Annotated in this window: 14 protein-coding genes; 4 read left to right on the forward strand and 10 right to left on the reverse strand. The window is 76.9% G+C overall.

The genetic code is table 11. The features are described from left to right. Positions 1–111 precede the first annotated feature (111 nt). A complete protein-coding gene (locus EPD83_RS19015) occupies positions 112–1,449 on the reverse strand; it encodes a condensation domain-containing protein (protein ID WP_128367332.1) in 1,338 nt (445 codons plus the stop codon). A 52-nt stretch (positions 1,450–1,501) separates the two neighbouring features. Between EPD83_RS19015 and EPD83_RS19020 the strand changes: the two genes are divergently transcribed. Continuing rightward, entirely contained in the window at positions 1,502–2,344 is an 843-nt protein-coding gene (locus tag EPD83_RS19020) for an alpha/beta fold hydrolase (protein ID WP_128367333.1), read from the forward strand. Between the two features lie 47 nt (positions 2,345–2,391). On the opposite strand, the gene EPD83_RS19025 is transcribed toward EPD83_RS19020, so the two are convergent. From EPD83_RS19025 to EPD83_RS19050, 6 genes are read right to left on the reverse strand one after another with little or no spacing between them, the layout of a single operon-like run. After that, positions 2,392–2,952: a hypothetical protein gene (locus EPD83_RS19025; protein ID WP_128367334.1), complete on the reverse strand. Its 561-nt coding sequence runs from the start codon at positions 2,950–2,952 to the stop codon at positions 2,392–2,394. Beyond that, positions 2,949–3,527 (reverse strand): Asp23/Gls24 family envelope stress response protein, encoded by a 579-nt coding sequence (locus EPD83_RS19030; protein WP_128367335.1) that lies wholly within the window; start codon positions 3,525–3,527, stop codon positions 2,949–2,951. The genes EPD83_RS19025 and EPD83_RS19030 overlap by 4 nt, the downstream gene beginning before the upstream one ends. Next, positions 3,524–3,874, reverse strand: a complete 351-nt coding sequence (locus tag EPD83_RS19035; protein WP_164896544.1) for an Asp23/Gls24 family envelope stress response protein — start codon at positions 3,872–3,874, stop codon at positions 3,524–3,526. Before EPD83_RS19035 ends, EPD83_RS19030 begins: the two co-directional genes overlap by 4 nt. After that, positions 3,867–4,046: a DUF2273 domain-containing protein gene (locus EPD83_RS19040; protein WP_128367337.1), complete on the reverse strand. Its 180-nt coding sequence runs from the start codon at positions 4,044–4,046 to the stop codon at positions 3,867–3,869. Before EPD83_RS19040 ends, EPD83_RS19035 begins: the two co-directional genes overlap by 8 nt. Before the next feature lie 34 nt (positions 4,047–4,080). Beyond that, positions 4,081–4,371, reverse strand: coding sequence for an Asp23/Gls24 family envelope stress response protein (locus EPD83_RS19045; RefSeq protein ID WP_165567006.1), 291 nt, complete (start codon positions 4,369–4,371; stop codon positions 4,081–4,083). Beyond that, a complete protein-coding gene (locus tag EPD83_RS19050) occupies positions 4,368–4,826 on the reverse strand; it encodes an Asp23/Gls24 family envelope stress response protein (RefSeq protein WP_128366307.1) in 459 nt (152 codons plus the stop codon). The genes EPD83_RS19045 and EPD83_RS19050 overlap by 4 nt, the downstream gene beginning before the upstream one ends. A gap of 186 nt (positions 4,827–5,012) precedes the next feature. Between EPD83_RS19050 and EPD83_RS19055 the strand changes: the two genes are divergently transcribed. Beyond that, positions 5,013–5,624: an RNA polymerase sigma factor gene (locus EPD83_RS19055; RefSeq protein WP_128366306.1), complete on the forward strand. Its 612-nt coding sequence runs from the start codon at positions 5,013–5,015 to the stop codon at positions 5,622–5,624. Then, positions 5,621–6,118, forward strand: coding sequence for a hypothetical protein (locus tag EPD83_RS19060; RefSeq protein WP_128366305.1), 498 nt, complete (start codon positions 5,621–5,623; stop codon positions 6,116–6,118). The genes EPD83_RS19055 and EPD83_RS19060 overlap by 4 nt, the downstream gene beginning before the upstream one ends. Positions 6,119–6,136: 18 nt before the next feature. Here EPD83_RS19060 and EPD83_RS19065 read toward each other — a convergent pair whose 3' ends face one another. The 3 genes from EPD83_RS19065 to EPD83_RS19075 form a co-directional block, all read right to left on the reverse strand. Continuing rightward, positions 6,137–7,549 (reverse strand): DNA polymerase IV, encoded by a 1,413-nt coding sequence (locus tag EPD83_RS19065; protein ID WP_128366304.1) that lies wholly within the window; start codon positions 7,547–7,549, stop codon positions 6,137–6,139. A 62-nt stretch (positions 7,550–7,611) separates the two neighbouring features. After that, positions 7,612–8,484 (reverse strand): DUF427 domain-containing protein, encoded by an 873-nt coding sequence (locus EPD83_RS19070; RefSeq protein ID WP_165567007.1) that lies wholly within the window; start codon positions 8,482–8,484, stop codon positions 7,612–7,614. A 49-nt stretch (positions 8,485–8,533) separates the two neighbouring features. Further along, positions 8,534–8,767 (reverse strand): hypothetical protein, encoded by a 234-nt coding sequence (locus EPD83_RS19075; protein WP_128368364.1) that lies wholly within the window; start codon positions 8,765–8,767, stop codon positions 8,534–8,536. A gap of 182 nt (positions 8,768–8,949) precedes the next feature. Between EPD83_RS19075 and EPD83_RS19080 the strand changes: the two genes are divergently transcribed. Continuing rightward, positions 8,950–9,702, forward strand: a complete 753-nt coding sequence (locus tag EPD83_RS19080; RefSeq protein WP_128368365.1) for a hypothetical protein — start codon at positions 8,950–8,952, stop codon at positions 9,700–9,702. The last annotated feature ends 727 nt before the right edge of the window (positions 9,703–10,429 follow it).

The raw sequence follows: 10,429 nt of genomic DNA on the forward strand, positions 1-10,429 counted from the left end.
GTCGCCGACGACGTTGCAGTGGCAGATGATCACCGCGCACCTCCGTCCGCGTCGCGCCCGCGGCCGGTCCGCGAGGTCAGGTAACCCTCACCATACCAAGGGTTGCCTTACCTAATCCACACGCACGGGCGGGACGGCCGCCGCGCGGAGGCCTTCCTCGACCGCGTCCACCCACCGGCCGACGTTCGCCCGCGCCTCTGGGGTGTCGGGGTAGCGGCAGCGCAGGTGCAGCCCGGTGTCGTTGACGACGAACCAGATCATCACGCCGTCGGTGCGGATGGCCGCCGAGACGTACTGCAGCTCCAGCGCGGGGTCGAGCTCGACGGGCAGCCGGCGGGTGTCCAGCCACGAGACGGCGAACATGCCCGGCGCCTGCGGCATCCCGCCCCACGGCGCCAGGATCGGCCCGAGCGGCCAGGAGCCGAGGTCCAGCGCCTCGCGGACCGCGGCGGCGCAGGCGCGCGGGTCGGGGTCGAAGGACTCGACGACGGCGTTGGTGATGAACCAGCCGACGGCCCCGTGCCAGCGGCCCTCGTAGCGGCTGTGCACCGGGAAGACCGCGCGCAGCGGGGCGTCGGCGACCTCGCGGGTGGCCCGGGTCAGCGCCGACGTCGCGAGCGCGATCATCCGCACCCCGGCGGCGTGCGCGACGCCGGCCAGCCGCTCGACGCCCTCCGCGTCGAGGACGTCGCGGACCTCGACGACCTCCGGCCGCGGGGAGCCGACGTCCCCGAGCGGCAGGGGGAAGAGGGGCATGACCCCGCCCTCGGCCTCGAGCACGTCGGCCCACCGTCGCCGGACGTGGCCCGGGGCGGAGGGGCGCGCGAGGAGGGCGGCGGTGTGCTCGACGAAGGCCGGCGCCTCGGGCAGCGCGCCCCCGACGGGGTCGCCGCAGCGGCCCTCCCGGACGTCGGCGACGCAGGCCAGCAGGTCGCGCACGAGCACGACGAGGCTCCACATGTCGACGTGCGCGTGGTCGGCGGCCAGGACGAGGGCGGGGCGCGGGTCGTCCGCGGCGGGGTCGGGCTCGAGGAGGCAGAGCCGGTGCGACGGCGCGTCGAAGGACCGGCAGGTGGCGTCGAGGACGTCGCGCAGGACCTCGCGGGTCGGGCGCCCCGTGTCGGCCGGGTGATCGACCCAGACGAGGTCGGTCACCTCGACCCGGTGCAGTGCCACCTCGCCGGCGTCGGTCCGCGAGAACACGGTCCGCAGGGTGCCGTGGCGGCGGCACACGGCGGCCCAGGCGGCCGCGAGCGCGTCGTCGGCGACGGGTCCCGGCAGCCGGACGGCCACCGCCATCCACGACCCGGGCCGGTCGCCCTCCCCCACGTGCCGGGCCTGGTCGAAGGAGACCGGCAGCCGGGGCCCCCGCACGTCGGCCACCCGCACCTCGATGCTGCGCAGGCGGCCCGGGGGCAGGGCCATCTGCGCGACGTTGGTGAGGCGCATGCCGCCGTACTCTAGAGGGCATCCCCCGACGATGGTTCCACCTGGAGGCGGCGTGCCCACGCTCGATGTCCCCGACGCCCGGCTCGACTACGAGCTGGCCGGCGACTCCGGGCCGCTCGTCGTCCAGCTGCACGGCCTCACCTCCTCCCGGGAGCGGGACGAGCGCATCGGGCTGGACCTCAGCCGGACCCTGCGCGGGCACCGGGTGCTGCGCTACGACGCCCGCGGGCACGGCCGGTCCACCGGCGACCGGCACCCGTCGCGCTACCGCTGGAACCGCCTCGCCGACGACCTGCTCGCCCTGCTCGACCACGTCGCCCCCGGGGAGCGGGTGCACGGGGTCGGGCCCTCGATGGGCACCGGCACCCTGCTGCACGCCGCCGTCCGCCAGCCGGAGCGGTTCGCCGGGCTGACCCTCGTCGTCCCGCCGACGGCGTGGACGACCCGCCGGGCCCAGGCCGCCGCGTACCTCGCCAACGCGGAGTCGGTGGAGTCCGAGGGCCTCGCCGCCTTCGTCGAGCGGTCCGCCGCCGCGGCCGGTCCGCCGGCGCTCGCGGACGCCCCGCTCACCGAGCCGTCCGTCGCCGAGGCCCTGCTGCCGACCGTGCTGCGCGGGGCCGCGTCGACCGACCTGCCCGAGCCCGAGGAGATCCGGGCGCTCGACGTGCCGACCCTCGTCCTCGCCTGGTCCGACGACCCGAACCACCCGCTCAGCACGGCGGCCCTGCTGCACGAGCTCATCGACGACAGCCGGCTCGTCGTCGCCCGCACGCCCTACGGGATCATGGCCTGGCCCGGCCTCTTCGCCGACCACGTCGCCACCCACCCCGCGCCGCCCGCCCCGGCACCCCGGAGCCCGGCGGCGCCGGTCCCGGCCCTGGCCGAGCGCCCCTGACGGCCGCCGCCCGGCCCCGCGTCGTGCGGGGCCGGGCGGCCGGCGGGTCAGGAGGTGGCGCTGTCCCGGGGCGGGCGCGCCACGTGCACCCGGTAGCGCACCGGCACCTGGCCGTCGGTGGCCAGCGCCACCTCGTCGTCGACGGCGGCCAGGTCGCGCCGGACCTCCTCCAGGGTCGCGTCGTGGCGGACGCGCGCCCGCACCTCGACCAGGCCCGCGTCCGGTCCGGAGCCGACGGACCCGGACGCCGACTCGACGGCGATCCGGTCCGCGGCGGAGTCCGCGGCGGCCGAGGCGAGGGCGTCCAGCCGCAGCCGCAGCCGGCCCTCCTCGCCGCTGCCGTCGAGCGAGACGCTGCGCACGGACACCCGGCGCAGGTGGGCGGCGGCCCAGGAGAGGCCGAGGGCGCCGAGGACGAGGCCGCCGAGCCCGGCGGCCCAGGGCCACCACGCCGTGTCGGCGAGGCCGTCCGCCCCGGCGAGGGTCAGGCGCTCCGGTCCGGTGAGGACGCGCGCCCACCAGAGGACGACGAGCGTCCCCACGGCGAGGAGGAGGAGTCCGAGGAGGAGCCCGACGGCACGGTCGGTGCGCAGGGTCGAGCGGGTCATCGCGCGCCTCCGCTCACCCGGACGCGCACCCGGGGGCGTGGCTCGAGACCCTCGGTCGCGGCCTCGACCTCGGACCGGACGCGGTCACCGACGTCGGCGCCGTCGACGGCACCGACCCGCAACAGGAGCGAGCGGCCACGGGCCCGGGCGCGCACGGTCACGACGCCGTCGACGTCGGCCGCGACGAGGCTCGCGACCCGCGCGACGTCGCTCGGCCCGGTCCAGGCGTGTGTGCCCGCACCGAGCGAGTAGTCCGGCCGCGGGCGCCGGCCGACCGACCGCGCCAGCAGCCACAGCCCGAGCAGGCCCAGGACCACCCCGAGCACGAGCGTCCCGGCAGACCGGTCGAGACCGGTGTCCAGGGCGGAGAGCACCGGGTCCAGCCAGGCCGGTCCCGAGACGGCACCGGCGGCGACGAGGGCGGTCTGCACGCCGAGCACACCGAGGCCGACGAGCACCAGGGCCGCGAGAAGGGAGGGGAGGACGACGGGAGCGGTCCCGGCGGGCTCGGAGACCTCCGGGGTGGGCCGGGCCGGGTCCGGGGCGGTGGGGCGGGTGTCCGCGACGGTGGTCACGTGGTCCTCCTGTCCTGCGGTTCGAGATGGGTGACGGTGACGTCCACCGCGTCCACGGTGGCGCCGGTGACCCTGGTGAGGGTGGCGGCGACGTCGTCCCGGACGGCGGCGGTGGTGCGCCCGACCGGGGTGGGCCAGGCGAGGGCGACCTGGACGCGCACCCGCACCCGTTCGCCGCTGCGCCGTATCTCGACGCGGGGCAGGGTGCGTCCGGCCAAGGCCTCGACGCCGGTGCGGTGGCGGACGACGCCCGCCGTGCGCAGGGCCGCCAGCCGCGCGGTGCGCTCGTAGACCCGGTCGACGACGACGGTGCGCCCCCGCGTCGCCGGGTCCCCGCGGTCAGCCACGCCGGCGGCCCTGGACCAGCGCGCCGAGGTCGACCGTGCCGTCGCGCTGGGCACCGAGCAGGAACCCGACGACGCCGAGGACGAGCGCGAGGAGGAAGCCGCCGAAACCGCCGGTCGTGGCGGCGAGGGCGAGGAGGAGGCCGACGAGGAGGCCGATGGTCGAGGTGGTCATGAGGGTGCGTTCCTTCGTGGGGGTCGGCTGGGGGTCAGGCGGTCGGGACGTCGTCGGCGAGGTCCTCGACGACGACGGTGACCGGGAGGTCGGTGAGGGTGGTGACGGCGGTGCGCACGGCGTCCGCGGTCTCGCGCACCGGGCGGGAGTCGCTCACCGCCAGGTGCACCTCGACGGCGTCGTCACCGACCCGGACGCCGGGGACCCGGCGTCCGGGCAGGAGGGTGACGGCCTCGCCGAGCGCGCCCGCGTGCAGCGCGCTCACGCCCGGCACGTCCCGCACCGTGACGGCAATGCGGTCCGCGAGGGTGGACCGCTCGGTCACCGGACCCGCTCGGGGGTCTCGTCCTCGTCGGTGTCGCCCTCGATGGCGACGTCGTGGACGGTGATGTTCACCTCGGTGACCTCGAGCCCGGTCATCTGCTCGACGGCGGCGATGACGTTGCTGCGGACGGCACCGGCGAGGTCGGCGATGGCGACGCCGTACTCGGCGACGATGTCGAGGTCGACGGCCGCCTGGCTCTCGCCGACGTCGACCGAGATGCCCTGGGTGACGTCGACGGCACCGCTGGAGATGCGCTCGCGGATGGCACCGACGGCGCGGGCCGCCCCACCGCCGAGCCCGGCGACGCCGGAGACCTCGCGGGCGGCGATGCCGGCGATCTTCGCGACGACGGTGTCGGCGATGACGGTCCGGCCGTGCTCGGTGACGAGCGCGGAGCTCGAGGCGACGGCGTCGCCGGTGGTGGTCGGGGTGGGGTTCTGGCGGGTCTCGCTCATGGGGTCTCTCCTGGGTGAGGTGGTCGGGAACTGTCGTGACACCCGGTCAGTCGCGGAGGGGCGCCCCATCCGCACGCTCGGGGGTGTGTGACCTACGTCACCCCGTGCACCGGGCACCCCTTCCCGGGACCACGGGTTGCACGATCGGTGGGCCCGACCGGGCGACGCCCTGGACAGGAGGTGGACGTGCTCGGCCCTGGCTCGTCCGCCGCGACGTCCTCGCGGCCTCCGTCCGCGGCGTGCGCGCCGCCACCAGCGCCGACCCGCGATGAGGACCTCGCCCTGGTCCGGGCGGCGGCCCTTGGCGACCGGGTCGCCTTCGAGACCGTCGTCGACCGGCACGGTCCCGCCCTCACCCGCTACGCCCGCCGCGCCGTCACCGACCCGATGGACGCCGAGGACCTCGTCCAGGAGGCGCTGGTGTCGGCGTGGCAGTCCCTCGACCGGTTCGACGGCCGCTCGTCGCTGCGCACCTGGCTCTTCGGGATCCTCGTGCACAAGATCGGCAGCGCGCGCCGGCGACGTCGGGCCGTCCCGGTCCAGGACGAGGTGCTCGACCGGCCGGGGCCCGGCGACCCGCTGCAGGCCGCCTCGGACGGCGAGCTGCGCCGGGCGCTGGAGGCGGCGCTCGCCACGCTGCCGGAGCGTCAGCGGGCGGTCTGGCTGCTGGTCCAGGTCGAGGGCCTGAGCCAGGCGGAGGTGGCGTCGGCGCTGCGCACCACCCCCGACGCCGTGCGCGGCCTGCTCGCCCGAGCCCGCCGGTCGCTGGCGGAGAGGATGGGACAGTGGAGGGCATGACCGGGCCGGAGCGGGACGCGCCACCGCTGACCACCGAGGAGGAGGACCTGCTCGACCGGTCGGCGCGCCTCCTCGCCGCCGAGCACCCCGAGGAGTTCATCGACGTCAGCGCCCGCGTGCGCTCGACCGTCCGGGCCACCACCCGGCGCTCGCGTCCGGTGCACGCCGTGTTCCCGTCCGACGCGCAGGGCGGGGGCCCGGACACGCTCGTCGTGCGCGAGTGGGTCGTCGTCGGTGCGCTGCGCCGGGCCCTCGCCGCGCTCCCCGGCATCACCCCGACGCAGATCCGGCTGCGGCTCGAGGCCGACCGGTGCCGCGGCGTCGAGGTCCACGTGACGGCGACCTACGGCGCCGTGCTCGCCGACGCCGCGTCGGCGGTGCGCACAGCGACGCGCTCGACCCTCGCGGACGTCCTCGGGCCCGAGGCGCTGTTCGTAGACCGGGACGCCGCCGGGGTCCCGGTCGACGTGACGGTCGACGACGTCACCGCCTGAGCGCCGGCCCCCCGCGTCCTACCCGTCGTCCGGGTGCCACACCGGCGGCGCGGCCGGGACGAGGTCGGGGTCGTCGGTGGCGAAGGTCCGCACCCGCCCGACGGGCGTGTTCGGGCCCTCGAAGCGCACCGTGACCCGGCCCACGCCGCTGCCCTGCACCCACCCGGCGCCATGCTCGGCGTGCTCGACGTCCTGCCCCGGCCGCCACGAGGGCGCGGCCGGCGGCACCGGCTCCGCGACGACGGGGACCGGCCCGCGGTCGGCGGCGGTGCTCCCCCCGGCGTCCGGGCGGACGAAGTCGTCGTCGTCGTCGCTCTCCCGGACCGGGGGCGGGGCGTCGTCGAGCAGTCCGTCGAGCAGGTCCGGCTGCACGTAGAGCGACAGCCCGGACACCCCGACCCCGAGCAGTCGCAGCCCGTCGCTGACGTCCAGCCCGCCCAGCAGCCGCTCGGCGTGCCGGACGACGACGGCGTCCTCGTCGGTCGGCTGGTCCAGCGTCGTCGAGCGGGTGAGCGTGCTGAAGTCGTGCCGCCGCGCCTTGAGCACGATGGTCCGGCCGGACAGCCCGTCGGCCCGGAGCCGGTCCCCCACCCGCCCGGCGAGGTCGCGCAGGACGCTGCCGAGGCGCACCCGGTCGGTGACGTCGCTCGGGAACGTCGTCTCGGCCGACACCGACTTCGCCGCGCGCTCGGTGACGACCTCGCGGTCGTCGACGCCGTGGGCGAAGGCGTGCAGCTGGGTGCCGTGGGCCGTGCCGAGGAGCGCGACGGCCTCGTCCAGCTCGAGGGCGGCGAGCCGGCCGACCGTCGTCACGCCGTGCGCGGACAGCCGGGCGGCGGTGGCCGGGCCGACGCCGGGGACGGCGCGCACCGGCATCGGGGCGAGGGTCGCGGCCTCCTCGCCCGGCGGGACGACGACCAGCCCGTCCGGCTTCGCGAGGTCGGAGTGGATCTTGGCCAGCAGCTTGCTCGTCGCGGCGCCGACCGAGGCGGTGAGCCCCGTGGCGGCGACGATGCGGGCCCGCAGCCCCTCGGCGACGGCGGTCACCGCGTCGACGGCGTCCGCGGTGCCGACCCCGCCATCGGCGAGCGTCGGGGTGAGGTCGAGGTACGCCTCGTCGATCGACACCTGCTCCAGCAGCGGCGTCACCTCGCGGGCCAGGTCCATGACGACGTGCGAGGCGTCGCGGTAGGCCTCGAAGCGCGGCGCGAGGTAGGCGGCGTGCGGGCACCGGCGGCGCGCCTCGGCCGTCGGCATGGCCGAACGCACGCCGAACACCCGGGCCTCGTAGGACGCCGTCGACACCACGCCCCGGCCGCCCACCCCGCCCACGACCACCGGCTTGCCGCGCAGCGACGGCTTGTGCAGCTGCTCGACGGCGGTGAAGAACGCGTCGAGGTCCAGGTGGAGGATCACCGGACGCGCGCGCACACCCCCAGTCTCGCCGCCGGGACCGACGCCCGCGGGGACGGCGGTCGCCGGGCGGACGCGCGTCAGGCGGTGAGGCGCTCGCCGTCGACGGTCGTCACGACGTCGTCGCCGAGGAAGCAGGTCAGGCCGGCCACCGCCGAGGCCTCGGGCAGCGGGTCCCGGTAGCGCCAGGCGACGTCGGCCGGGCCGCCGGCCACCGAGCGGTGGTCGGCGACGCCCTTGTACGGGCAGACGGTGCGGGTGGGGCTGGACTCGAGCAGGTCGTCCCGGACGTCGTCCGCGGGGACGTACCAGCGGGCGGGGAACCCGGTCTCGAACAGCCCGACCGGGTGGCTGGTCTCGGCGAGGACGACCGGGTCGCGGCCCTGGGGCTCCCACGTGACGACGACGTGCCGGCTGCTCGGCCAGGCGTCGACGCGGTGGTACGGGTCGCGCGGGTGGCCGAGGACCGGCTGCTCCTCCTCGAGGACGACGTCGAGGGGCTCGGCGCCCTCGCCGTCGGGGCGGGCGTCGGCGGGCAGCAGGTCGAGGTGCTCGAGGTACAGCCCCGCGAGCCCGGCCAGCGCCGGCATCGTCGCGACCGGGTCGCGGTAGAACCACACGAGGTCCGGGGCGGTCCGCTCGCCGGCCCGGACGTGCGCGTACGTCGCGTCACCCTTGAACGGGCAGTGCGTGCTCGTGTCGCTGTCGAGCAGCAGGTCGGCGTCGACGTCCTCGACCGGGACGTAGTAGCGCGGCAGCAGGCCGGTCTCGTGCAACAGGAGCGCGCGGGTGGTGTCGACGACCGTCCGCCGGCCGCCGGCGCCGTCGCCGACGAGCACCCGGACGCGCTTGTCGGTGGGCGTGAGGAGGATCCGGTGCGCCGGGCCGTCGACGGTGTAGTTCGTGTCCCCGGTGCGGCGGGACAGCGGGCCGGGAGGGGTCGTGAGTGCCATGTGGCGGCAACACCGCGGGCGCGCCGGACCTTCCTGCCGTGGCCCGTCCTCAGCGGACGTCCGCGGCCCGGCTCCAGGCCAGCACCGCGCCCACGCCGGCGAGGACCGCACCCCAGGCGGCGACGAGGATCACCCACGACACCGACGGCCCGTCCTGCTCGGTGCCGACGACGCGGGCCACCCACGCGGGATGGAGCACGGCCACCGTCGCCACCGCTGCGAGGGTCGCCGTGAGGGCCGTGCGCGCCATGGCCCGGCGAACCCAGGCCCGGTGCTCGTGCACGCTCGCTCCTCCCGCCGGGGACGTCTCGTCGGTCGCGGACCCGTCGGACGACGGCAGCCGCTGTCCCAGCAGGAGTCGGACGGGGCGCTCCTGATACCTCCTGGAGCCCCCGGTCCGCGCCGGCGTCCGGACCGGGACCCCTCGGCGCGCGCGACGGGCCGGGGACCGGGATCATGGGCGGCATGGCTCGTGGTGGGACGGTCCCGGGACGATGGACGGCGGCGGCGGACGTCTCGGGGGTGCTCGCGGTGGTCGGCGGGCTGGTCCTCGCCCTGCGCGTCGGGTGGGGCGAGCGCGGGTCGTGGCCGGGCCTCGACGCCGGGGCGGGGCCGTGCCGCGGGTCGGGAGGCTGCCTCGCCGGCGACGCCGCCACGACGCCGGTCACCGGCGGCGGTCTCGCATCGGCGGTCGTCCTCGGCTCGCTCGGGCTCGCGCTGCTCGTCGTCGTCGCCGTGGCCACGTCCTGGGGGGTCCGCCGACCGCCGCTGCGCGTCCAGCCCTGGGGCCGCACCGCCCGGACCGCGGGGGCGGTCACCCTGGCGGTGCAGGCCCTCGTCGCCGTCCCCGTGCTCGTCGGCCTGCTCGTCGGACCGACGCTGTCGGCGGCGCTCGCCTGGTGCGGGGTCGTCGCCCTGGTCCTCGTGCTCGCGCTCGTCGGGGCGCAGGTGCTCGCGGCGCGGGACGCCGTGGTCGTCGCCGTGGCGGCCGCGGTGCTGGAGGTCGTGTCCCTGGTCGCCGTGTGGATGGTGGCCGACGCGGGGGCGGTGTCGCTGCTGCTGCGCGTCGTCCTCCTCGTCCTCGTGCCCCCGACCGTCACCGGCGTCGCGACGGGGCTCGGTGTCCACGGCGTCGTGCGGCTGCGCCGTCCGCGCCGCTCCCGGCCCGGGCCGCGTCCCGGTCGGCTGCCCGCCCTCACCGCCCCCGGGGGACGCTGAGCCCGCCGCTCCCCACCCGGGCTGACCTCGGGCGTGACGAACGAACGGACGACACGATCCGCTGCCCGGTGTCGCGACACGCCGGCACGGGGCCAAGGACCGGTTTCCGTGTCGTCGGCCCGTCCCCCGAATAACACCGCCTCGCGTTCGACGTTCCGGGGCCGGACCCAAGCTCGACGGACGGGCGGACGACACGATCCGCTGCCCGGTGTCGCGACACGCCGGTACAGGGCCAAGGACCGGTTTCCGTGTCGTCGGCCCGTCCCCCGAGTGGCACCGCCTCGCGTTCGACCTCCCGGAGCTGACCTCGGGCGTGACGAACGGGCGGACGACACGACCCGCCGTGTGGTGCCGCGACACGCCGGTACGGGGCCAAGGACCGGTTTCCGTGTCGTCGGCCCGTCCCCCGACGACCCCGCAGGACACCGCTCGACCTCCCGGGCTGACCCCGGCCCCACCTACGGGCTGCCGCTACGACCCGCCGCCCGGTGGCTGCGCCACCCGCGCCGCTCCCCACGGGGCCGCGCGACAGCCCCCGGAGACGCGGACGGACCCCCGCCCATGAGGGTCGGGGGTCCGATCGAAAAGCGTGCGCAAGGGGGTGTCGAGTCTCAGGACATAGGAAACGCATGTCTCAGGACATAGGAAACTCCGGCGGGCTGCGATGCGGGGGTGTCGAAAGCCAGGCTGGTCATCACTGCCGTCACTGTTGCGGGCCTCTCCCAGG

The sequence above is a fragment of the Phycicoccus flavus genome (genome assembly GCF_004025965.2).
Lineage (GTDB): Bacteria > Actinomycetota > Actinomycetes > Actinomycetales > Dermatophilaceae > Phycicoccus > Phycicoccus flavus.

Bases quoted from the DNA above. Each gene is read 5' to 3' on its own strand.
- EPD83_RS19040 (WP_128367337.1), bottom strand. From the start codon at position 4,046: ATGACCACCTCGACCATCGGCCTCCTCGTCGGCCTCCTCCTCGCCCTC.
- EPD83_RS19050 (WP_128366307.1), bottom strand. From the start codon at position 4,826: ATGAGCGAGACCCGCCAGAACCCCACCCCGACCACCACCGGCGACGCC.
- EPD83_RS19015 (WP_128367332.1), bottom strand. From the start codon at position 1,449: ATGCGCCTCACCAACGTCGCGCAGATGGCCCTGCCCCCGGGCCGCCTG.
- EPD83_RS19070 (WP_165567007.1), bottom strand. From the start codon at position 8,484: ATGGCACTCACGACCCCTCCCGGCCCGCTGTCCCGCCGCACCGGGGAC.
- EPD83_RS19060 (WP_128366305.1), top strand. From the start codon at position 5,621: ATGACCGGGCCGGAGCGGGACGCGCCACCGCTGACCACCGAGGAGGAG.
- EPD83_RS19025 (WP_128367334.1), bottom strand. From the start codon at position 2,952: ATGACCCGCTCGACCCTGCGCACCGACCGTGCCGTCGGGCTCCTCCTC.
- EPD83_RS19080 (WP_128368365.1), top strand. From the start codon at position 8,950: ATGGCTCGTGGTGGGACGGTCCCGGGACGATGGACGGCGGCGGCGGAC.